Below are 23,177 nucleotides of genomic sequence, written 5' to 3'. Positions count from 1 at the left end.
TGAATGCTCGGTGGCTTCACTTCTTCCTACGAGGCAAACACCGCCTCTTCGTCAGAAGCTCCATCCCCCTCACATTCACAACGAGCCGCTTCCGCTTTTATTATTCAGAAGCTACAAATACTTTTTTAAATCCATTGATTGCTGCTGCAAATTTGTCGTCATCCGCAAGTTTCTTAGTTGTGCGGATTTCTTCTAATAAGTCAGTCGCATTAGAATCTAACCAAGCATGGAATTCTTCTTCAAAACGAGTGATATCTACTACTGGGATATCATCTAGGAATCCACGTGTTAAAGCGTAAAGAATGATAACTTGTTTCTCTACACGTAATGGTTTGTGTAATCCTTGTTTTAATACCTCAACAGTACGAGCACCACGGTTTAATTTCGCTTGAGTTGCTTTATCAAGGTCAGAACCGAACTGAGCGAACGCTTCTAACTCACGGTAAGATGCAAGGTCAAGACGAAGTGTACCTGATACTTTACTCATTGCTTTAATCTGAGCAGATCCACCTACACGAGATACAGAAGTACCCGCATCGATCGCTGGACGTACGCCAGAGAAGAATAGGTCAGATTGTAAGAAGATTTGTCCATCCGTAATAGAAATTACGTTTGTTGGGATGTATGCTGATACGTCCCCTGCTTGTGTTTCGATGAAAGGTAGTGCAGTTAAAGAACCGCCGCCTTTTGCATCACTTAATTTTGCTGCACGCTCTAATAAGCGAGAATGTAAGTAGAATACATCCCCTGGGTAAGCTTCACGACCTGGAGGACGACGTAATAGTAATGACAGCTCACGGTAAGCCGCTGCTTGTTTTGATAAGTCATCATATACTACTAATACGTGTTTACCATTGTACATGAACTCTTCACCCATTGTTACACCAGCGTAAGGAGCTAGGTATAATAATGGAGCTGGTTGAGAAGCAGATGCAGTTACAACGATTGTGTACTCTAATGCACCGTGCTTACGTAGTGTTTCTACTACGTTACGTACAGTTGATTCTTTTTGTCCAATTGCTACATAGATACAAATCATATCTTCATCTTTTTGGTTAATGATTGTATCAAGTGCAACCGCTGTTTTACCAGTTTGACGGTCACCGATGATTAACTCACGTTGACCACGGCCAATTGGTACAAGAGCATCGATTGCTTTAATACCTGTTTGAAGTGGCTCATGAACAGATTTACGATCCATTACACCTGGTGCTGGACTTTCAATTGGACGAGTGTTTGTTGTATTGATTGGGCCTAAACCATCAACTGGTTGACCTAATGGGTTTACAACACGACCAATTAGTTCTTTTCCTACCGGTACTTGCATGATGCGACCAGTACGACGAACTTCGTCACCTTCACGGATTTCTGTGTAAGGTCCTAAAATGATAATACCTACGTTGTTTTCCTCTAAGTTTTGTGCTAGTCCCATAACGCCGTTAGAGAACTCTACAAGTTCACCAGCCATAACGTTATCAAGACCATGAGCACGCGCGATACCGTCACCAACTTGGATAACTGTACCAACATCACTAACTTCGATTTCAGACTGATAGTTCTCGATTTGTTGCTTTATCAGTGCGCTAATTTCTTCAGCTCTGATGCTCATGTGCTTCACCCCTATCTATTCTTCATTAATTCACGCTGAATACGTGCTAATTTTCCTTGTAAACTTCCGTCATAAATGCGATTTCCCATACGTACTTTAATGCCGCCTAGTAAATCTTCATCTACAACATTTTTCACGCGAATTGCATCTTTTCCTGTTCTCTTCGCAAATGCTTCTGCAATGTTAAGCTTCTCTTCTTCTGATAGAAGACGAGTAGAATATACAGTTGCGTCCGCTACGTTACGTTCTTCATTAGCAAGAACAACATATTCATCTGCAATTTCAGGTAAGATATCAATGCGTTTGTTATCAATTAAAATATATAACGTATTTAAAATAGATTCAGAAACAGATCCGAATACGTTTGCAAGAAACGTTTTCTTTTGTTCCTTTGAAATGTTCGGTTGCGTTAAAAAGCTATGTAGTTCTCCGTTCTTTACATAAACGTTTTGTACAAGGCGTAATTCCTCTTCAAACATTTCTAATACGTGTTTTTCTTTAGCAATTTTAAAAAGAGCGACAGCATAACGTTTTGCTACAATCCCATTGCTCATCGCGCTTCTCCTACTTCTTTAATATAATCGCGAATTAACTTCACTTGATCTTCTTCTTTTAATTCTTTTTCAATTACTTTAGAAGCAATTTGAACAGATAAAGAAGCAACTTGTTCTTGTAAAGCAGCAATTGCTTGCTCTTTTTCGCGTTGAATTTCTTGTACAGCAGATGCTTTAATTGATTCTGCTTCTTCTTTCGCAGCAGCAACAATAACATCTTTTTGATCTACAGCTTGCTTTTTCGCTCTTTCGATTAACTCTTGTGCTTCAACACGTGATTGTTTTAACATTTCACGTTGTTCTTCTACTAACTTCTTCGCCTCAGCATTACTTCTTTCTGCAGCGTCGATTTCATTAGTAACATGCTCTTCACGTTCTTTCATAATTCCCATTAAAGGACCCCACGCAAATTTGCGTAGCATTACTAATAGAAGTAAGAAAATGAACAATGTATAAGCAATCGTTCCAAATGGAATGGCAGCACCTAATAATAAAGTTGGCACAAGGATTCACTCCCTTCAAAATATCTAAATTGATCATATGAAAAAAAAAGACATACGTTTCATTCATAAAGCAATGGCGAAGAAAGTTCGGAAAAACACTCTTCGCCATCTATGTAAGGGGAGTCTCCCTTATTTGTTCATTACGATGAATGCAATAACTACACCGATGATTGGAAGTGCCTCAACTAAAGCAACCCCGATGAACATAATTGTTTGAAGTGCGCCTTTTAATTCTGGTTGACGAGCAACACCTTCGATTGTACGTGATACGATAAGACCGTTACCAATACCTGCACCTAATGCTGATAAACCAATTGCAATTGCAGCTGCGATTACACCTAAACTCATTTAATTTGTCCTCCTTTGTATTATAAAAAATAAATTTTTTCTTACTTAAATTATATTAATGGTCATGGCTTACTTTATGAGCCATATAAACCATCGTTAACATAACGAAAATAAATGCTTGGATTGATCCAACGAATACACTGAATCCCATCCATGCTAACATTGGTACAAGCGCACCTAATGCCCCAAGGACTGATGCTCCGCCCAACTTAGCAAGTAATCCTAATAAGATCTCACCTGCATAAATGTTACCAAATAAACGAAGACCTAACGTTAATGTGTTAGCAAACTCCTCAATAACCTTTAATGGGAATAAGAATTTCATAGGTTGGAAATAACCTTTTACGTACTCTTTCGTACCCTTCATCTTAATTCCATAATAATGGGTGAGGGTAACTACCATCACGGCTAATGTTAATGTAACTGCTGGATCAGACGTTGGTGATCTCCACCATGCAATATGTTCGCCAGCTTCAGTTGCTGAATACATGAATGGTAAACCAAGGAAGTTCGATACGATGATAAACATGATAAGCGTAACGCCAAGCGTTAAGAAACGTCCACCTGTTTTCCAGTCCATCGTACTATTGATAATCCCTTTCACGAAGTCAAACACCCATTCCATGAAGTTTTGCATTCCGGTTGGGCGAAGAGCTAAGCTGCGAGTTCCAATAACAGCGATTAAGAAAACAATAACTGCTGCTACAGTAACCATCATAACTGATGACAAATCGAACGTTAAACCTAGAAATTCAACTAATTTACCGTGTTCCACTAGTAATTCACCTCTCTTCCCTGCTCTTATACTCTAAATAAAGAAAATCTATGATCATGACAAGGTATCCTGTCAGCAATCCTACACCTAGGCCCCACATCGCGATTAACTCTTGATATTTGGCTGCAAATAAAATTAATAACCCAATCGTGGCGAATCTTGAATATGTACTTACCGCTGTTGCCTTGAACTTCACGTTTTCTCCATTTGTTACGCGATCTAGCAGCTTGTCTGTTCTACGTGCAATGATGCGCAAACTAAGAAAACTGAAAATCGTCCCGATAATCAGTCCAAGAAATACATCCTTGTAAGAGGTAAATCCCCATCCTAGCACTAGAAGCGCAAGCAAGTAGTACATATATTTCTTTTGTCTTTGGACAAGTCCATGTACGTCTATCATCATTGCTCTCCCGAATAGTAATGTCGAATGAGTCGAATCATTGCGTATACCCCTGTTCCTAGTCCGAGTAATAACCCTATAATAAGAAACAACGGAAACGTTCCAACCTTATTATCAATCCACTGCCCACCAAAGATTCCAACAAGAATAGAACCGACTAATTGAGCAAGAATACCTGACATTAAAGCATAAGCTTTTATATGGCTGCGATCGTTTTTTTGCAAGGATTCATCCCTCCAATATGTAACCCTCATTCACGATGTGTTAATAATAACTCATTTTTTTGCATAAATCCTATACAAAACAAAAAGTTTACATTTTCGTCACGGAATAGATGTAATTTTGTCACTGAAAGCCCTACCATCTATCCCCGTTGTTAGCATACAATAGGGTATTAACAGTGTCAACGAGAAATCGTAAAAAATCTAAAAATTTGAGTATTAGGCATTTCCTCCCAAAAATGAAAACGTTCCCCTTCTAAATACTGGTTACATATATGCAATTTCTAACAGTTTTCTCTTTATAATAGAAGGAAATGTTCACAAGTTTGTCACTATTATATTTTCGAGATATAACGCTTTTCTTCCATAATATAGTGTTCCTCAGACGTAAGACTTCTATATTATATGTGAGGTGTATGCAACTTATGTTGTATATACGATGTATATTTATCCTCTCCCCCTCCCCTACTTGCTTACAACAAAAAAGACGAGCTGGGGAATCTCCCCTGCTCGTCAGTTGTCTTACTTCGTTCCGAATAAACGGTCACCAGCATCACCAAGACCTGGTACTACATATCCGTGGTCATTTAATTTCTCATCTAATGCTGCTACATAAATATCAACATCAGGATGTTCTTCTTGTACTACTTTTACCCCTTCTGGAGCTGCAACGATACACATTAATTTAATTTGTTTCGCACCGCGCTTTTTCAGAGAGTTAATTGCTTCAGCCGCAGAACCACCTGTTGCTAGCATCGGATCTAGTACGATAAAGTCACGCTCTTCTACATCCGTTGGAAGTTTCACATAGTATTCTACCGGTTGCAATGTTTTAGGGTCACGGTATAAACCAACGTGTCCTACTTTTGCTGCTGGAATTAATTTCAGAATTCCATCAACCATTCCTAAACCTGCACGTAAAATCGGAATTAAACCAAGTTTTTTACCAGCGATCACTTTTGTTGTCGCTTTGCTTACAGGTGTTTCAATTTCAATGTCCTTAAGTGGAAGGTCGCGAGTAATTTCGAAAGCCATTAAGCTTGCTACTTCGTCCACTAATTCACGAAAATCTTTCGTACCTGTATTCTTATCGCGAATATATGTAATCTTATGTTGAATTAACGGGTGATCAAATACATACAGTTTTCCCATGTGAATCTCTCCTTTAGATGATATTCATGCGTTTGCACGCTTTTTTACACTATTTACGATTGTAAAGAAAACGCTACTAATATTCAAGGGCAAATTTGGCAAAATCATGATTTTACGATGAATCTATCTAGTATCTTTACCAATTATGGGAGCTGTATCCTTCATTATATCGCCAAAATTTATTCATCATTTGTATACATACTTTAAAAATAATATATGTCCACAAAAAAGACCGCCAAAACAATTAAGTCTCGGCAGTCTTCTTCAATCTATTATAGATTTGGATACATTGTGAATTTGCTAGTTAACGCTTCTACACGCTTACGTACTTCTTCTAATGCAGCTTCATTTTCATGATTTTTTAATGTATAAGCAATAAGTGACGCAATTTCATCCATTTCTTCTAAACCGAAACCACGAGATGTTACAGCTGCTGTACCGATACGTACACCACTTGTTACAAATGGGCTTGCTGTTTCAAATGGAATTGTATTTTTGTTCACTGTAATACCAACTTCATCTAATACGTGCTCTGCTACTTTACCTGTGATTTCTAAGTTACGAACATCAATCAAGATTAAGTGATTGTCTGTTCCGCCAGAAACAAGTGTAAGTCCTTCTTTTTGAAGACCTTCAGCTAAGCGGTTCGCATTGTTAATGATATTTTGTGCATATGTTTTGAAATCATCTTGAAGTGCTTCACCAAATGCAACAGCTTTTGCAGCGATTACGTGCATAAGTGGACCACCTTGAATACCAGGGAAGATTGATTTATCAATTTGTTTTGCAAATTGCTCTTCACATAAAATCATACCACCACGCGGACCACGTAACGTTTTATGTGTTGTCGTTGTAACGAAATGTGCATGTGGTACTGGATTTGGGTGTAAACCAGCAGCTACTAAACCAGCGATATGTGCCATATCAACCATTAAATAAGCGCCCACTTCATCTGCAATCTCACGGAATCGCTTGAAATCGATAACACGAGGGTATGCACTTGCACCTGCAACGATTAATTTTGGTTTATGTTCTTTCGCTTTTGCTAATACATCATCGTAATTAATACGGTGAGAGTCAGCATCCACGCCATATTCTACGAAATTATATTGTACTCCACTGAAGTTAACAGGGCTTCCGTGTGTTAAGTGACCACCATGAGATAAGTTCATACCAAGTACTGTATCGCCTTGCTCTAAAATCGTAAAGTATACTGCCATGTTCGCTTGTGCACCAGAGTGTGGTTGAACATTTACGTGCTCTGCGCCGAAAATTTCTTTCACGCGATCACGTGCGATATCTTCTACTACGTCTACGTGTTCACAGCCACCATAGTAACGTTTTCCAGGATATCCTTCAGCATACTTATTCGTTAAAACAGAACCTTGTGCCTCCATTACTGCTTCACTTACGAAGTTTTCCGAAGCAATTAACTCAATCTTTGAACGCTGTCTTCCTAGTTCTGCCTCAATTGCAGCAAATACCTTTTCATCTTGACGTTTTAAATGATCCACCAAAATCCCCCTTTTCTGAACGAATTACATCGATTCCCAACAGTTTTTTCTTATTTATTCAGAAAAAACGAAAATTCAGGTTGTAATTCTTTCGAACCTTCATGTTTTCAACTACATTCTAACATGACTTTCTATATCATAAAAGAAAAAAAAGACCGAAAATCGGTCTTTTCTTTCTTCTATTATAAAGTCAGACAACATACCTTTTATCTTATGATAAACAGTTACTATATGACTTCCTAATTTCTCATATTTAACGGCAAGTGGTAGTCTCTTCCACTGCCGCATAGACAGCACGCGCTCCACCAATTAGTTTTCCACGTGTTTTGGCCATCGTTACATGCGCACTTCCAATTGCCTTCACACTTGTACGAACCGGAACAGCTACATGCTTTAAATGCATACCGATAAATGTATCACCAATATCCATTCCTGCATCAGCTTTAATAAACTCAACTACTACCGGATCTTTCAAATTGTGATACGCGTATGTCCCCAATGCACCACCTGCTGATCTAACAGGCGTAACTGTTACAATTTCAAATTGATATTTTATCGCTACTTCTCTCTCAACTACTAAAGCACGGTTTAAATGCTCACAACATTGAAACGCTAATTCAATACCTGTTTGCTCTTGAAATTGTTTTAACTCAGAGAAAATCGCCTCTGCTACTTCCATCGTTCCTGATGTTCCAATTCTTTCGCCTAGCACTTCGCTCGTGCTACAACCCACTACAAAAATTTGACCGCTTTGTAATGAAGCTTGTTCTTGGAAATCAGAAAGCGACATTTGTAGCTGTTCTCTTACCTTTACGATTTCTGTCATTACGCCTCTTCCTTTCACAGGTTGGTTCACCAAATTATATTTCACACTACTGATAGTTAGAATCTATTACTTTGTTTCGTATGTTTTAATTTTTCCTACGCGGTTTTCGTGACGACCACCTTCATAGTCAGTTGTTAACCAGATTTTCGCGATATCACGCGCTAGACCAGCACCAATTACACGCTCACCCATCGCTAGCATATTAGTGTCATTATGCTCTCTCGTTGCTTTCGCGCTGAAAGTATCATGAACTAACGCACAACGGATACCATTTACTTTGTTTGCTGCGATTGACATACCAATGCCTGTCCCACAAACTAAAATACCACGATCTACTTCACCATTCGCTACCATTTCAGCTGCTGGAAACGCAAAGTCAGGGTAATCAACAGAACCAGCTTCACATTCACAACCTAAATCAATATATTCAATATTTAACTCTTCTAATAAACTTACAAGTTCTTTGCGGATATTCATACCGCCGTGATCAGATGCTATTACTACTTTCATTTTTACCCCTCCAAAGTTTCAATCAATTATCTTCATTTCACACTCGCTACCTCACATAGGAAGAAGTGATCTCCAATATCGTATTATACACGAAACATCAACCTACTGAATGTTTTTTCAGTAAAGTTTGTACAAGTTTTTCCATCTCATCTAACGTTTCTTTATAAATAGAAAGCGAGCCTCCAAATGGATCTGAAATGTCCTTGCCTATACCTTCAGTTAATCCATATAACGTATTTAATTTCTTTTCAACGCTCGGATAATGCCCAAGTACAATTTGCTTATGGTTTTCTGTCATCGTTACGACAATATCAGCCCAATCAAGCAAAGTTTCATTTATTTGCTGCGCCGCATGATCAATTAAAATTCCTTTTTCAGCTAAAGCTTCCTTCGCATGTACCGATGCATCGCTCCCAGGATAGGCGAAAACACCAGCAGATTGCACTTCAAACTTATCTCCTCCGTGAAGACGAAGCAACGCCTCAGCCATTGGACTACGACATGTATTGCCAGTACAAACAAATAACACTCGTTTCATTCAAACCCACCCCTATATTCGATTTCTTACCATTCATCATAACTTACATTAGAATAGAACAAAAGAAATGTGAATATACAAAAGGCGCATTTCTCTTATATTTTTTCTAAGAAAAATGCGCCTTATCCACATATATGTGAAACCCTATTTCCAAGTGCCTAGAGTATTTTAACATACATGCTGAACATGCAACAAAAATAAGGAATCCATTTCATACGAAACGGATTCCTCTTATATTGCAATTATTTCATTGTAACTTTCATTACTTCTGTTGAACCTTTTGTAGCTGCTACGCCTACAGTTGTCTTAATAGACTCAGCTGCATCTGTGTTTGTAATAACAATTGGAGTAATTGTGCTTTTCGCTTTTTCACGGATTAATTCTAAGTCGAATGAGATTAATTTATCTCCAGCTTTTACAGCTTGGCCTTCAGAAACGTGAGCTTCGAAACCTTCGCCTTCCATTTTTACAGTTTCTAATCCAACGTGGATTAAAATTTCTGTACCGTTTTTCGCTTTAATTCCGATAGCATGTTTTGTGTGGAATAATTGTACGATTTCACCATCAACTGGAGATACAACTACACCTTCAGTAGGATCGATTGCAACACCGTCACCCATCATACGACCAGCAAATACTGGATCTGGTACTTCTTCAATATTTTTCACTGCTCCAGTTAATGGAGCTACGATTGTTTCTTCATTTGTTTTTGAACCAAGACCGAATAATTTTTTAAACATAGGATAGTCCTCCTTATAATTTACCTAAAAGTTTATAGGGCAATCCCTAGTAAAGCTCGGGATACATGTAAGACTTCATACTTCGAATATTATACTGTAAAAACGCTTTCGAAATAAATTACGTCATTACTAATAGACTCTTATTGTAGCGCTTCACAAAATTCCAGTCAATTCTGATTGTCTGAATAACAATTAGAAGTTAACTTCTATTTATATTTTCTCTTTTTTTGCCCAACTTGTCTAGAGGTCTTTACTACATTTTATTTTTTGTTGTTAATTTGTAAAATTTAATTCAACTTTTTTCGAAATTCACTTGACTAAAGTAAGTAACTATTTTATTATTACTTACGTAAGGTAAGTTAATAACTTTTAGGAGGTTTTTAAAAATGATGGATTTCGGTCTACTTATTATTCGTCTTATTATAGGAATTACATTCATGGGTCATGGCGCTCAAAAATTATTTGGTTGGTTCGGCGGTTACGGTTTAAAAGGAACAGGTGGCTGGATGGAGTCAATCGGTTTACGTCCTGGTGTATTTATGGCATTTATGGCTGGCGCAACTGAATTACTAGGTGGTTTCTTATTTGCATCAGGTATTTTCATTGTAGTTGGTTCATTATTTATCGTTGGAACAATGTTAATGGCTATCTTCACTGTTCACGGAAAAAATGGTTACTGGGTAACACAAAACGGATATGAATATAACTTAATGTTAATCGCTGTCGCTGTTGGTGTAGCTTTAATCGGACCTGGCGCATACGTTTTACTTTAATTTTTATCTCAAATTTGAGATTCTTGAAAAAAGAACTTACTTCATTACAATTGAAGTAAGTTCTTTTTATGAAACAAAATATTATTTCCAGCAGGATTTTCTCATCGTTATCTTGTAAACAAACAATAAGTATTCATATTTAGAAAGGGGATTACAAGCATGTTATCCATTAATCCAAATGAACAAACTGAAAAAGATAATTACAAATTACTTACTGGAAGTATCATCCCTCGTCCTGTCGCATTCGTTACTTCTGTAACAAAAGAAGGCGTACTAAACGGAGCACCATATAGTTATTTCAATATTGTCGCTGCTAATCCACCACTTATCTCAGTATCTGTACAACGAAAAGCCGGAGAAAGAAAGGACACTTCCCGAAACGCAATTGAAAAAGGAGAATTTGTCGTACATATTTCTGACGAATCATATGTAGCAGCAATTAACGAAACAGCAGCTAACCTCCCGCCAAATGAAAGTGAAATTGAACTAGCAAAACTAACACCAATCGAAAGTGAAGTCATCTCTGTTCCAGGTGTAAAAGAAGCAAATATTCGAATGGAATGCGTATTAGAACGTGCAATTCCACTTGGCGGAACGGAAGACTCACCAGCTTGTGATCTACTAATTGGACGCGTCGTTCGTTTCCACGTTGCCGAACATCTATATGAAAAAGGGCGCATTCACGCCGAAGGACTCAAACCAATAAGCCGCCTAGCAGGACACAACTATGCAAAATTAGGAGAACAATTTGAATTGGTTAGGCCAATCTAAAAGCGGAAGCGGCTCGTTCAGAATCGCAGGACACTTCAAGCTCTCGACCTTGAAGCGCTTTTTGCTTCATGCGAAGAGCTTGTCGCTGGAGCTGGATATATTTAAAAGCAAGGCGGCTAGATTCCTCCCATCACTCAAATATAAAATCCCCTGCTTTTTAGCAGGGGATTTTATCATTGTAATTCTTCCTTCTTTTCCTCTAAAGTAGGCATTTTCTCTTTTTTCGGCTTCCCTAGCTTAATTACGAAGAAGTATAGGGAAAGCAATGTGATAAGAAAAACAATTAAAAACGGGTACGGAGAGTAAAAGGCACGCGCCGCCTCAGTCTTTCCCGCAACAAATTTCAATGACTCAATATCTAAAAACTCAGCAAACATTTGTACACCGAGCATACTAAACCAAAAAACAAAAAAACTAATAATAATACCAAAAACTTGCTTCAATCTCGTCATTCATCTCATCCTTTCTATATCTGTAATTTTTAGCGCAATAAATATAGTACAAACAAAATATTCACAGAAAGGAACTATCTCACCATTCACGAATTAACTTAATCCAACCTAACATCGAAATTTGCAAAATAATACCCCAAATTATAAGTCTTCTTAGCCATCGAGGATAGAAGGTTAAAAATTTAACATACCATTCCAATAGCTTGTTCATAATTCCCTCCTACATAAAATTATATAGGAAAAAGGATATATAATCCAAACCCAACCAAAATGATACCACCTACTATCTCACCATATGTACCGAGCATATCTTTCGCATGTCTCCCAATTAATAAACCCATCCACGCTAATAACATGCTAACAAATCCAAAAAGTAAAATCGTAATAATTGTTTGTGCTCCATAAATACCAAGGCTAAGTCCTACTGAGAAACTATCTATACTGACGCCAAATGCAAATACGAATAAACTAATTCCAATAGGGGCTGTTCTAGTCTCTTCATTTTGTAAAATACTCGAATATACGATATAAAACCCTAGTCCGATTAATAAAATAGCACCCGCAAAATGTGCGATATCTCCATACTTCTCTGATAAAAAACGACCTAGTACCATTCCTATAAACGGCATAATAATATGAAATATCCCTATCGTCATACCAATATACAGGATTTGTCTTAACTTTAGGGGTATCATCCCCATACCAAGACTCACCGAGAACGCATCCATCCCTAAGGCGAATGCCATAATTATTAAAGGTATTAGCTGTTCAAACGTCATTCATGCCCCTCCTTGGACGTGCTACTTCACAATATGCTTATCCAAGGAGAAATATTCTGTTTGCTAATCTTACCTTATCATTCAATAATAATATGATGTCCTGCCGCTTTTGTTAAACGATTCATAATTGCATTCCCTATTCCTTCATTAGGGAATGACTCACTAAAAATAACATCCACTTCACTTGCATCAAATGTTCTAAGTACATCATATAATTTAGTCGCAACACTAGCTAAGTCACTTCTAACACCACAAGATAATATAACATCTGCACTATATACATGCTGATACTCTTCTGTCGTTAATACGCCTACTTTAAATCCTTCTTCCTTTTTCTCATCCACAAGATGCTGAATAAACTCACGTGAACCCTCAACAATACTAAGTGGTGCTTTCGGCGCATAATGTGTGTATTTCATTCCAGGCGATTTCGGTTTTTCCTTCTCATCCTTTAAAGCTGGATCTAAAGAAACAGTACCTATCACCGCTTCTAATTGTTCTTTCGTAATCCCACCTGGACGTAATATTGTTGGAACCGCGCTTGTACAATCAATTACAGTTGATTCAACGCCTACTCCAGTTGCACCACCATCAACAATACCTGCAATCTTCCCATTCAAATCTTCATATACGTGAGAAGCTAATGTTGGACTTGGACGACCTGAACGATTCGCACTTGGTGCTGCAACAGGTACATTCGCCACTTCAATAAGAGCAAGTGCAATTGGGTGATCAGGCATTCTTACTCCAACCGTATTAAGTCCTGCCGTCACCTTCTCTGAAATCCCTTCTTTTCTCGGCAAAATAATTGTTAATGGTCCTGGCCAAAAATGCGCCATTAACTTCTCTGCAACTGGTGGAATTTCTTTCACAATCCCATCTAACTGAGATTTTGTACCTATATGGACAATGAGTGGATTATCACTCGGTCTTCCTTTCGCTTTGAAAATTTTCGCGATTGCTTCATCATCCATCGCATTTGCACCTAACCCATATACTGTTTCCGTAGGGAAAGCCACCGCCTCATTTTCTCTTAATAATTTTGCTGCTTCTTGTAACTGTGGATAATATTTTTTTCTTTCCACAACATTATCCACAACCCACATGTTTGTATGCATTTTTTTCCACGTCCTTTTCTACCCTTAAATACTTGTCTATTTTTAGTTTACTATGAGATTTATCCAAAAGACAAACAAGGTTTATCCACAAAATGTGGATAAACCTAATTAATCCGTGGATAACTTTGTGAATAGCTGACAATTTAGTATTATTGCATTCTGCTCTTTTATATTTTTACAAAAATGTTCTAGCTGTTGAATTCCCTCTGGAACCTCATCCTTTTCTATAGTAAAAAAGTCAAAAAACTGAAAGATCGGTACAGATTGTGGATGATTTGTTAGTAAGTACAATTGTTGAACACTTCTTTCTTTCATATACTGCAAAAACATTTCAAAAAAATATAAGAAAGTCTGTTTATCCACATGAGGTGTGAATAAACAAGAACGAATAAGCACATCTTCCCCACTTTGTTCATAACCAATTACAGCTCGTATTTCTTCCGCTTCTTCCAAAATCATAAATTGTGCGTACAACTCATTTATTTTATCATCTTTTTTATTAGCTTGTCCGAAAAAAGAATGTAATCTTTCCACATCTGCTTTCGTAGCAAAATACACTTTCTTCATAATAAATCCCTCCTCATTTTTATATATGAAGAGGGATTTATTAATAGTACTATTTAGAGAATAAAGATGTAAAAGCTTCTACAATAAACAATTTAACTTCTGGCTTTTCTTCTTCCTCTTCTACTTTTACATATTCATTTTGCTTTTCTTGTTTTTTCTCCACAGGTTTCTCCACTTTTTCCACAGTTTTCATTTCTTCTTTACTTACAGGCTGCTCTTCGACTTTTGTTTCATTTTTTACTACTTTCTTTTCAGAAGCTGTTACTTTTTTTACTACTTCCTGCTTTACAGCTTTCGTTTCTTTTACCTTATCTACTTTCTTCTCTTCTTTATCTATTACTTCCTCATCTAGTTGTTTCACCTGCTCCTCTTCAGGAGATTCCGCCTTCACAACGTGCTCTTCTTTTCTTACAGCTGTCCCGCTCGAAAAATCTAAGAAACACATTGGTGGAAATAATACACACCACCAGTTCGCCCCTTCACCTTCTCCAATTGTGATTAATACTGCTTCATATTCTCCTGCTGGATAAATAAAATTCCCGTATACCTTTGTAGGAAACTTTACATTCTTACTAAATTTCACTTGAAATGAATCTTTACTTCCTTCTCTTTTTAACGTATTTTCCACCGTTTTCTCGATTTCTGGAATATGACTTTGAATTACTTTGCGTGCCTCTTCAAATGAAGTTAAATCCGCTACCCACCCATCAATTTGTGCTTTTACTTCATCACGCACTTTACGTTTCAATGCCTGGTCTTTATCTGAATCACTATTTGCTAAAATTCGTAATCGAACGGCCTCTTTCGGAATAACTGAAGGCCCTTTCGCATCAGCTTTCATATATCCAAACTGCACAAGTAACTGTGCACCAATTAATAGTATAAGAAGATAAGCAATAACTTGTTTTTTCATTTCCTCCACCGTCCCTTCTACAAACAGTGTGGACAGACTTTCATCTTTCTAAACTATTAAATTCAAAATCTATATGAATTTTTCCACAAAAAATAGAGTAAGGTGTGAACCTTACTCCATCTCTGCAAATACCATACGATCTTTTCCGTTAATATCGAAAACAACCTCAACATGAGCATGTGGAAAAGCTTGTTGTAACAATCTTTTTACATCCTCACCTTGTCCTACTCCAATTTCAAACGCCACAATCGCTTTCTTCTGCAACACATTCGGCAATTCTTCCATAAAACGGCGATAGAAATCTAATCCGTCTTCACCACCAACAAGTGCTCTCTTCGGCTCATGCTCTTTCACAACAGGAGAAAGACCACGCCAATCCTCTTCCGGTATATATGGAGGATTTGAAACAACAACATCTAGCTTTTGACCCGTTTTATGAAATGGTGACAATAAATCACCGTGATAGAACGTTACTTCTGCACCTAAAGCTTTTGCATTTTCTTTTGCAACTTCAATCGACTCTTGTGCAATATCTACTGTATACACATGAAGATTTTCATTTTCTAAAGCAAGCGTAATAGAAATCGCTCCACTACCTGTACCTATATCTGCTACATGTAGTTTCTCATCACCAAAATGGCGCTCGATTCTTTCTAATACTCCCACTATAAGCTCTTCTGTTTCCGGTCTTGGTATTAATACTTCTTCATTCACAAAGAAAGACCGTCCATAAAACATTTCATAACCAATCATATATTGAATAGGAATACCTTCTACATGCTTGTGGATAAACTCCGTAAAGCTTTTCTCTTGATCCTCAGTTATTTCTTCACGCATATTCATAAGTAATCCTGTTCTGTTCACCTTTAATACATGACAAAGGACAATTTCTCCCGCATTTTCATCTCGTCCATTTTCCTGTAAAAAAGAAGAAGCCCATTTCAGGGCTTCATAGACACGCATTACTCAGCTGCCTCCATCTTTTGAGCCTGATCTTCCATCACTAAGGCATTGATGAAATCATCTAACTTACCTTGTAAGATTTGATCTAGCTTTTGAATCGTTAAACCGATTCGATGGTCTGTAACACGGTTTTGCGGGAAGTTATACGTACGAATACGCTCTGAACGATCTCCCGTACCAACAGCTTGTTTACGGTTTTGATCATACTCAGCTTGCGCTTCTTGTCTAAACTTATCATAAACACGTGCGCGTAATACTTTCATCGCTTTTTCTTTATTCTTGATCTGTGATTTCTCATCCTGACAAGATACAACTACACCAGTCGGTAAATGCGTTAAACGCACCGCTGACATCGTTGTATTAACGCTCTGTCCACCAGGTCCACTAGAAGCGAATGTATCAACACGAACATCTTTCTCGTGAATATCAATTTCTACTTCTTCTGCCTCTGGTAATACAGCTACAGTTGCTGTAGATGTATGAATACGTCCACCAGATTCCGTTTCAGGAACACGTTGTACACGGTGAGCACCATTCTCGAATTTCAGCTTCGCGAAAGCACCTTTACCATTAATCATAAAGATAATCTCTTTATATCCACCTAACTCTGTATAGCTAGCCTCAATAATCTCCGTTTTCCAGCCCTGTACCTCAGCGTAACGGCTATACATACGGTATAAGTCACCAGCAAATAAAGCTGCCTCGTCTCCACCAGCAGCTCCACGAACCTCAACGATAACGTTCTTATCATCATTAGGGTCTTTTGGAACAAGTAAAATTTTCAGACGCTCTGATAATGTTTTATCTTGTGATTCTAACTCAGAAACTTCTTCTTTTACCATTTCACGCATTTCTGCGTCTAACTTATCTTCTAACATTGCTTTCGCATCTTTTAATTGCTCACGAACATCCTTATACTCACGATACACCTCTACCGTTTCCTGTATATCAGACTGTTCCTTTGAATATTCACGAAGCTTATTTGAATCACTAATAATCGCTGGATCACTTAACAATTCATTTAACTTCTCATAACGATTTTCTACAGCTTGCAAACGATCTAACACATCATTCACCTCTACATCCTAGTATCTAATACAAATAGTATATGGTACTTACTCAAAAAAACGCAAATTATATTTAAAAGTGGCGGTGGCTCTTTCAGCTCTGACCAGCTAAGGTTCTTTCGACCTAAAGGTGCTTTTTACCTTTTGGGCGGAAGGTTCTTAGATGCGAAGAGCTAGCCACCAGAACTAGATAATATATTTAAAAGTGGCGGTGGCTCTTTCAGCTCTGACCAGCTAAGGTTCTTTCGACCTAAAGGTGCTTTTTACCTTTCGGGCGGAAGGTTCTTAGATGCGAAGAGCTAGCCACCAGAACTAGATATATTTAAAAGCGTAAGCGGCTCACACCGCTCATTCTCTCTATTTTGAAAAAAACCCGCCTTGCGCAGCGAGTTTTACTTATCTTTGTTTGCAGGTACTGCATGACAATGACGACAACGCGGTTCATACGATTCTGAAGCTCCAACTAAAATAATTGGATCATCAAATGCCGCTGGTTCTCCATCAATTAATCGTTGTGTACGACTTGCTGGAGATCCACATACAGAACATACTGCTTGTAGTTTTGTCACATGTTCAGCAATCGCCATCAGCTGAGGAACTTGTCCAAATGGTAGACCACGGAAATCTTGGTCTAAACCAGCTACAATGACACGATAGCCACGATTTGCCAATACTTGCACCACTTCCACAATGTCCCCATCAAAAAATTGCACCTCATCGATTGCAATAACATCCAGCTCTTCTGTAATATGTTCAAATATATCCTTTGAAGCTGAAACAGGAACTGCTTTTACCTTTAATCCGTTATGTGATACTACATCTTCTTCACTATATCGATTATCAATACATGGTTTAAATACAATTGCATGTTGTTTTGCAAATTGCGTACGGCGCACACGGCGGATTAGCTCTTCTGACTTGCCAGAAAACATACTACCGCAAATCACTTCAATCCAGCCATTTTGATTTATTAAGTACATGAAGCTCTCCTTTCATCTACTTTTCAGTTAAAAGTAGGGTAAAGGTATAATATTTTCGCAAAAAAAACAGACAAGCGAATACATACACTTGCCTGTTTTATGTTTTTATTACTTAAGACCGTATTTCTTATTGAAGCGGTCAACGCGTCCGTCTGCAGTAGCAAACTTCTGACGTCCAGTGTAGAATGGGTGAGAATCAGAACTGATCTCAACTTTTAGTAATGGATAAGTGTTACCATCTTCCCACTCAACAGTTTCGTTAGATCCTTTAGTAGATCCGCTTAAGAATTTGAAGCCTGTGTTTGTGTCCATGAATACAACTTTCTTGTAATCTGGGTGAATTCCTGCTTTCATTCTTTTCATCTCCTTCCGCCCTGAATCATTTTCGAAACAGAGTTTTTCATCTTCAGCTGCATACACAACTATATTGATGAAACACATATGATGAAATTATAACAAGGCTAACTTCATTTTGCAACTACCTGTTTTTGTCTTTTTAATTTTAAAAGCGCAAGCGGCTCGTTCAGAATGGGAGGGGGATGGAGCTTCTGACGTAGAGGCGCTTTTTGCCTCGTAGGAAGACGCGAAGCCACCGACCATTCTAGCCGCTGGAGCTGGATATTAAATTTAAAGTGGAGGTGGCTCGCTCAGCTCTGACCAGCTAAGGTTCTTTCGCCCTAAAGGTGCTTTTTACCTTTTGGGCGGAAGGTTCTTAGATGCGAAGAGCTAGCCACCGGAACTGGATATTATCTTAAAGTGGAGACAGCTCGTTCAAAATCGCAGGGCATTGGAGCTCTCGACCCTGAAGCGCTTTTTGCTTCATGCGAGAGAGCAAAATGACCGGAGATTTTAGCCGCTGGAGCTCGATATTATCTTAAAGTGGAGACGGCTCGTTTAGCTCTGACTGGCTAAGGTTCTCTCACTTATTTCTCTCTTTAATATCACCTAAACAGCATAAAAAACTCGCTTACTATAAAATAAGCGAGTCCTGATTTTTTCCCTTTACTTAGTTGTTACATACCTTTTTGAGTCTGCAACAATGTTTTGTAAAAACTCTTCATTTGTCTTCGTTTGACGAAGCTTACGTAAGAAACTTTCAACGAAGTCTGGTGTATCACGCATTGTTTTACGAATGCCCCATAACTTGTCTAAATGTTCTTTTGGAATTAATAGATCTTCTTTACGTGTACCAGAACGACGAATATCGATCGCCGGGAAGATACGACGTTCAGCTAATGAACGATCTAAGTGAAGTTCCATATTTCCAGTTCCTTTAAATTCCTCGTAAATAACATCGTCCATACGTGATCCTGTATCAACAAGGGCTGTTGCTAAAATTGTTAAGCTACCGCCTTCTTCAATATTACGCGCAGCTCCAAAGAAACGCTTCGGTCTATGGAAGGCAGCTGGATCGATACCACCTGATAATGTTCTACCACTTGGTGGAATAACGAGGTTGTAAGCTCGAGCTAAACGGGTAATACTATCCATTAAAATGATAACATCTTTCTTGTGCTCTACAAGACGCATCGCACGTTCTAACACAAGCTCAGCTACTTTAATATGATTTTCTGGCACTTCATCAAAAGTAGAACTTACAACATCTCCTTTAACAGAACGTTCAATGTCTGTTACTTCCTCTGGACGCTCATCAATTAAAAGTACAATTAATTCTGCTTCCGGATGATTTGTTGTAACACTATGCGCGATTTCTTTTAATAGACTTGTTTTACCAGCCTTTGGAGGCGCAACAATTAAACCACGTTGTCCAAATCCAACTGGTGCGATTAAATCCATGATGCGTGTCGGTAACTTTTTAGGTTCCGTTTCCAATTTCATTTGGCGATCTGGGTATAATGGTGTTAATGCAGGGAAATGCACACGCTCTTTTGCTGAATCTGGATCATCTCCGTTTACAGCTTCAACTTGTAATAACCCAAAATAGCGTTCATTTTCTTTCGGAGGTCGTACTTTACCAGAAACCTTATCTCCATTACGTAAATCGAAACGACGAATTTGCGAAGCTGAGATATAAATATCTTCTGAGCTTGGAGAATAGTTGATAGGACGTAGGAATCCAAATCCTTCTGATTGAATAATTTCTAATACGCCTTCCATGAAAAAGAAACCTTCTTTTTCTGCTCGAGCTTTCAAAATAGAAAAAATTAACTCTTTTTTCGTTAATTTGCTATAATACGAAATCTTAAATTCTTTCGCAAGCTCGTATAACTCTTTTAATTTCATGTTTTCTAATGCTGCAATTGACAAATTCATTCAGACACCACACTTTAACGTTATTCTCTTTTTTCATGGGTAAAGGGAAAAAATACGGAAGGCAAATAATTAATAATGAAAGGCAATAAGTTCAAGTAGGGTAATATTCACTATTGTAACCCTTTTATCTAGTTTTAATCAATACGTTGGAACACAAATACAAGAAGCGAAGACAAGAAAATTTGTCTTCGCTTCTTATTTAATTTAGTTCCAGCTCCGATAGTTAGAAAAGTCGACCATTTTAACCTTTCTGAGCGAGCCGCTTGCACTTTTTATTTAATCCAGCTTCAGCAGCTAGAATGGTCGGTGGCTTCACTTCTTCCTACGAGGCAAAAAGCGCCTCTACGTCAGAAGCTCCATCCCCCTCCCATTCTGAACGAGCTGCTTACGCTTTTTATTTAATAACCAAGTTTGGTTTTTTATTCAAGCTATGACGTCCATCCACGAAGCGTACTGTGCCTGATTTTGCGCGCATAACAAGGGATTGCGTTGTTCCTACGCTACCTTTAAATTGAACACCGCGTAATAGTTCTCCATCTGTTACGCCTGTTGCTGCAAAGATTGCATCGTCACCTTTTACTAAGTCCTCCATACGAAGGATACGATTAATGTCTTCTATGCCCATTTTTTTACAACGTGCTAATTCAGCTTCGTTTTGTGGCAATAGTTTTCCGTGAATTTCTCCACCTAAACATTTTAAAGCAACTGCTGCTAATACACCTTCAGGTGCTCCACCAGATCCAAATAAAATATCTACACCTGTACGATCAAACGCTGTATTAATCGCTCCAGCTACATCTCCATCATTAATTAATTTAATGCGAGCACCAGCTTTACGAATTTCTTCGATAATTTCTTGATGACGTGGACGATTTAAAACTGTCGCTACAACATCTTCAATATCTTTATTTTTTGCTTTCGCAACTGCACGTAAGTTATCAATAATAGGCGCATCAATGTCGACCGCCCCGACTGCTTCTGGGCCAACCGCGATTTTATCCATGTACATGTCAGGGGCATGTAACAAATTACCGTGGTCTGCAATTGCAATAACAGCAAGAGCATTCCAGCCACCAGCTGCTACGATGTTTGTCCCTTCTAAAGGATCAACCGCAACGTCTACACGTGGTCCATATCCTGTACCTAATTTCTCTCCGATATATAGCATTGGTGCTTCATCCATCTCACCTTCACCAATTACAACTGTACCTTTCATCGGAATTGTATCAAATACATCACGCATAGCTGATGTTGCTGCACCGTCTGCCTCGTCCTTTTTCCCGCGCCCCATCCAACGCGCTGATGATAAAGCTGCAGCCTCTGTTACACGTACTAACTCCATAGATAAACTTCTTTCCACGATAATCCCTCTCCTTTAAGTCTTTATATTTCTGCCGTATTTTGTGAACCGTGTTTTTCTATAAAGTGTACTTCCGCAAGTAGTGATGCTTCGCTTCCCCCTTGCGGAAGTATCACTTATGCGTTCTTCATTTCTTCAATTTCTTGCTTTGTCATTTGTTCTCGCCAAATGTTTGCTCCAAGCCCTTTAAGCTTGTCCACTATATTCTCATAACCTCGATCAATATGCTCAAGTCCTGTTACTTCTGTAATTCCATCTGCCATTAAACCTGCAATAACAAGTGCCGCTCCCGCTCGTAAATCACTCGCCTTCACTTTTGCACCTTGCAGTAACACAGGACCAGTTACAATTGCCGAACGACCCTCTACTTTAATTTGAGCATTCATACGACGTAATTCATCAATGTGTTTGAAACGGGCACCGTAAATTGTATCTGTTACAACTCCCGTTCCGTGCGCCTTTGTTAAAAGCGTCGTAAACGGCTGTTGTAAATCCGTTGGAAAACCTGGATATACAAGCGTTTTGATATCAACTACTTTTAACTTTCTATTACCGTTCACCGTAATTTGATCATCGTTCGTTTCAACTTGAACACCAGCTTCTCTTAGCTTTGCAGTAACTGATTCTAAATGCTGAGGAATAACGTTATCAACCGTTACTTCTCCTCCTGATGCAGCTCCTAGAATCATATACGTACCAGCTTCAATACGATCTGGGATGATAGTATGGTGACAACCATGTAAAGAGTCAACACCATCTATTCGGATTACATCAGTACCAGCACCTTTAATACGTGCTCCCATGCTTGTTAACAATGTAGCTACATCAATAATCTCGGGCTCTTTCGCTGCATTTTCAATAACAGTTCTACCTTTTGCTCGTACAGCTGCTAGCATAATATTAATCGTAGCTCCTACACTAACAACATCTAAATAAATACGTGCCCCGCGTAGCTCATCTGCTCTTAAATAGATGGCACCTTGTTCATTCGTAACATGTGCACCTAGCGCTTCAAACCCTTTAATATGCTGATCAATCGGCCTCGGTCCTAAATGACATCCACCCGGAAGCCCAATAACAGCTTTTTTAAAACGGCCAAGCATTGCACCCATTAAATAATAAGAAGCGCGCAATTTTTTCACTTTTCCATTTGGCAAAGGCATTGCAACCATGTTAGAAGGATCGACTACCATCTCCTCCTCCTGTCCATAAGTTACTTTCCCTCCAATTTCCTCTAGTAAGTCTCCTAACATTTTCACGTCCGAAATATTAGGGACACCACCAATAGTTACTGGAGTATCTGCTAAAATTGTCGCTGGAATTAATGCAACGGCACTGTTCTTTGCACCACTTACTCGAATTGTTCCATTTAAAGCTCTTCCGCCTTCAATTAGCAATTTTTCCATATTGAGCTCCCTTCTTGTGAATGTATTTACTTTCTATCTTTTTATAGAAAGCTCCCCTTAAGAA

General features: G+C 38.4%; 29 protein-coding genes. 2 read left to right on the top strand and 27 right to left on the bottom strand.

The window, feature by feature from the left end:
* Positions 1 to 100: 100 nt before the first annotated feature.
* The 14 genes from atpA to D1166_RS21610 form a co-directional block, all read right to left on the bottom strand.
* A complete protein-coding gene (gene atpA / locus D1166_RS21675; protein WP_000027518.1) occupies positions 101 to 1,609 on the bottom strand; it encodes a F0F1 ATP synthase subunit alpha in 1,509 nt (502 codons plus the stop codon).
* An 11-nt stretch (positions 1,610 to 1,620) separates the two neighbouring features.
* A complete protein-coding gene (gene atpH, locus D1166_RS21670) occupies positions 1,621 to 2,163 on the bottom strand; it encodes a F0F1 ATP synthase subunit delta (protein ID WP_118043424.1) in 543 nt (180 codons plus the stop codon).
* On the bottom strand, positions 2,160 to 2,666 hold the full coding sequence (atpF, locus tag D1166_RS21665) for a F0F1 ATP synthase subunit B (protein WP_001142618.1): 507 nt from the start codon (positions 2,664 to 2,666) through the stop codon (positions 2,160 to 2,162). Before atpF ends, atpH begins: the two co-directional genes overlap by 4 nt.
* 129 nt (positions 2,667 to 2,795) lie before the next feature.
* On the bottom strand, positions 2,796 to 3,014 hold the full coding sequence (atpE, locus tag D1166_RS21660; protein WP_000052064.1) for a F0F1 ATP synthase subunit C: 219 nt from the start codon (positions 3,012 to 3,014) through the stop codon (positions 2,796 to 2,798).
* 55 nt (positions 3,015 to 3,069) lie between these two features.
* Positions 3,070 to 3,789 carry a F0F1 ATP synthase subunit A gene (gene atpB / locus D1166_RS21655; RefSeq protein WP_000399871.1) on the bottom strand — a complete coding sequence of 240 codons (720 nt, stop codon included), beginning with the start codon at positions 3,787 to 3,789 and terminating at the stop codon, positions 3,070 to 3,072.
* Positions 3,790 to 3,796: 7 nt separating this feature from the next.
* Complete coding sequence (locus D1166_RS21650; protein ID WP_000567600.1) at positions 3,797 to 4,189, bottom strand: ATP synthase subunit I; 393 nt, start codon at positions 4,187 to 4,189, stop codon at positions 3,797 to 3,799.
* On the bottom strand, positions 4,189 to 4,413 hold the full coding sequence (locus D1166_RS21645; protein ID WP_001171223.1) for an AtpZ/AtpI family protein: 225 nt from the start codon (positions 4,411 to 4,413) through the stop codon (positions 4,189 to 4,191). Before D1166_RS21645 ends, D1166_RS21650 begins: the two co-directional genes overlap by 1 nt.
* Before the next feature lie 26 nt (positions 4,414 to 4,439).
* On the bottom strand, positions 4,440 to 4,553 hold the full coding sequence (locus D1166_RS21640) for a DUF4024 domain-containing protein (protein WP_000232962.1): 114 nt from the start codon (positions 4,551 to 4,553) through the stop codon (positions 4,440 to 4,442).
* A gap of 379 nt (positions 4,554 to 4,932) precedes the next feature.
* Positions 4,933 to 5,562: a uracil phosphoribosyltransferase gene (upp, locus tag D1166_RS21635; RefSeq protein WP_000517539.1), complete on the bottom strand. Its 630-nt coding sequence runs from the start codon at positions 5,560 to 5,562 to the stop codon at positions 4,933 to 4,935.
* A 272-nt stretch (positions 5,563 to 5,834) separates the two neighbouring features.
* Entirely contained in the window at positions 5,835 to 7,076 is a 1,242-nt protein-coding gene (gene glyA, locus D1166_RS21630; protein WP_000349807.1) for a serine hydroxymethyltransferase, read from the bottom strand.
* 253 nt (positions 7,077 to 7,329) lie between these two features.
* Complete coding sequence (locus D1166_RS21625; protein ID WP_000136376.1) at positions 7,330 to 7,902, bottom strand: TIGR01440 family protein; 573 nt, start codon at positions 7,900 to 7,902, stop codon at positions 7,330 to 7,332.
* Positions 7,903 to 7,968: 66 nt separating this feature from the next.
* On the bottom strand, positions 7,969 to 8,412 hold the full coding sequence (gene rpiB, locus D1166_RS21620) for a ribose 5-phosphate isomerase B (RefSeq protein WP_000869542.1): 444 nt from the start codon (positions 8,410 to 8,412) through the stop codon (positions 7,969 to 7,971).
* Positions 8,413 to 8,509: 97 nt separating this feature from the next.
* Positions 8,510 to 8,950, bottom strand: coding sequence for a low molecular weight protein arginine phosphatase (locus D1166_RS21615; RefSeq protein WP_118043423.1), 441 nt, complete (start codon positions 8,948 to 8,950; stop codon positions 8,510 to 8,512).
* A 242-nt stretch (positions 8,951 to 9,192) separates the two neighbouring features.
* Positions 9,193 to 9,690, bottom strand: coding sequence for a PTS sugar transporter subunit IIA (locus D1166_RS21610; RefSeq protein WP_000473665.1), 498 nt, complete (start codon positions 9,688 to 9,690; stop codon positions 9,193 to 9,195).
* A 386-nt stretch (positions 9,691 to 10,076) separates the two neighbouring features.
* Between D1166_RS21610 and D1166_RS21605 the strand changes: the two genes are divergently transcribed.
* Together D1166_RS21605 and D1166_RS21600 are read left to right on the top strand one after the other, a co-directional pair.
* On the top strand, positions 10,077 to 10,463 hold the full coding sequence (locus tag D1166_RS21605; protein WP_000968616.1) for a DoxX family protein: 387 nt from the start codon (positions 10,077 to 10,079) through the stop codon (positions 10,461 to 10,463).
* Positions 10,464 to 10,622: 159 nt separating this feature from the next.
* On the top strand, positions 10,623 to 11,234 hold the full coding sequence (locus D1166_RS21600) for a flavin reductase family protein (protein WP_000949054.1): 612 nt from the start codon (positions 10,623 to 10,625) through the stop codon (positions 11,232 to 11,234).
* A gap of 173 nt (positions 11,235 to 11,407) precedes the next feature.
* Here D1166_RS21600 and D1166_RS21595 read toward each other — a convergent pair whose 3' ends face one another.
* The 13 genes from D1166_RS21595 to murA all read right to left on the bottom strand — a co-directional run bounded on the left by D1166_RS21595 (position 11,408) and on the right by murA (position 23,113).
* A complete protein-coding gene (locus D1166_RS21595; RefSeq protein WP_000197472.1) occupies positions 11,408 to 11,686 on the bottom strand; it encodes a DUF3935 domain-containing protein in 279 nt (92 codons plus the stop codon).
* A 79-nt stretch (positions 11,687 to 11,765) separates the two neighbouring features.
* Complete coding sequence (locus D1166_RS31865) at positions 11,766 to 11,897, bottom strand: hypothetical protein (protein WP_001037636.1); 132 nt, start codon at positions 11,895 to 11,897, stop codon at positions 11,766 to 11,768.
* Positions 11,898 to 11,916: 19 nt separating this feature from the next.
* The gene (locus D1166_RS21590) at positions 11,917 to 12,465 is read right to left on the bottom strand and encodes a manganese efflux pump MntP (protein ID WP_000142463.1); all 549 of its coding nucleotides are present in this window, start codon (positions 12,463 to 12,465) and stop codon (positions 11,917 to 11,919) included.
* 77 nt (positions 12,466 to 12,542) lie between these two features.
* Positions 12,543 to 13,583 (bottom strand): L-threonylcarbamoyladenylate synthase, encoded by a 1,041-nt coding sequence (locus D1166_RS21585; protein ID WP_098283739.1) that lies wholly within the window; start codon positions 13,581 to 13,583, stop codon positions 12,543 to 12,545.
* 108 nt (positions 13,584 to 13,691) lie between these two features.
* Positions 13,692 to 14,150, bottom strand: coding sequence for a GNAT family N-acetyltransferase (locus tag D1166_RS21580; RefSeq protein ID WP_118043422.1), 459 nt, complete (start codon positions 14,148 to 14,150; stop codon positions 13,692 to 13,694).
* A gap of 49 nt (positions 14,151 to 14,199) precedes the next feature.
* On the bottom strand, positions 14,200 to 15,063 hold the full coding sequence (gene spoIIR / locus D1166_RS21575) for a stage II sporulation protein R (protein WP_002097913.1): 864 nt from the start codon (positions 15,061 to 15,063) through the stop codon (positions 14,200 to 14,202).
* Between the two features lie 111 nt (positions 15,064 to 15,174).
* Positions 15,175 to 16,026 (bottom strand): peptide chain release factor N(5)-glutamine methyltransferase, encoded by an 852-nt coding sequence (prmC, locus tag D1166_RS21570; RefSeq protein ID WP_001267055.1) that lies wholly within the window; start codon positions 16,024 to 16,026, stop codon positions 15,175 to 15,177.
* The gene (prfA, locus tag D1166_RS21565) at positions 16,026 to 17,093 is read right to left on the bottom strand and encodes a peptide chain release factor 1 (protein WP_000887064.1); all 1,068 of its coding nucleotides are present in this window, start codon (positions 17,091 to 17,093) and stop codon (positions 16,026 to 16,028) included. Before prfA ends, prmC begins: the two co-directional genes overlap by 1 nt.
* 392 nt (positions 17,094 to 17,485) lie before the next feature.
* Entirely contained in the window at positions 17,486 to 18,073 is a 588-nt protein-coding gene (locus D1166_RS21560; RefSeq protein WP_000280859.1) for a thymidine kinase, read from the bottom strand.
* A gap of 108 nt (positions 18,074 to 18,181) precedes the next feature.
* The gene (locus D1166_RS21555; protein ID WP_000643433.1) at positions 18,182 to 18,427 is read right to left on the bottom strand and encodes a type B 50S ribosomal protein L31; all 246 of its coding nucleotides are present in this window, start codon (positions 18,425 to 18,427) and stop codon (positions 18,182 to 18,184) included.
* 648 nt (positions 18,428 to 19,075) lie between these two features.
* On the bottom strand, positions 19,076 to 20,347 hold the full coding sequence (gene rho / locus D1166_RS21550; protein WP_001053903.1) for a transcription termination factor Rho: 1,272 nt from the start codon (positions 20,345 to 20,347) through the stop codon (positions 19,076 to 19,078).
* 394 nt (positions 20,348 to 20,741) lie between these two features.
* Positions 20,742 to 21,707 (bottom strand): class II fructose-bisphosphatase, encoded by a 966-nt coding sequence (gene glpX / locus D1166_RS21545; RefSeq protein ID WP_000442340.1) that lies wholly within the window; start codon positions 21,705 to 21,707, stop codon positions 20,742 to 20,744.
* Positions 21,708 to 21,823: 116 nt separating this feature from the next.
* Complete coding sequence (gene murA / locus D1166_RS21540; RefSeq protein ID WP_000413254.1) at positions 21,824 to 23,113, bottom strand: UDP-N-acetylglucosamine 1-carboxyvinyltransferase; 1,290 nt, start codon at positions 23,111 to 23,113, stop codon at positions 21,824 to 21,826.
* Between the last annotated feature and the right edge of the window lie 64 nt (positions 23,114 to 23,177).

The sequence above is a fragment of the Bacillus sp. ISO11 genome (assembly GCF_003458115.1).
Classification (GTDB): Bacteria; Bacillota; Bacilli; order Bacillales; family Bacillaceae_G; genus Bacillus_A; species Bacillus_A cereus.
Note: the sequence above shows the minus strand (reverse complement) of the source record. Positions and strands in the feature narration are given on the sequence as shown.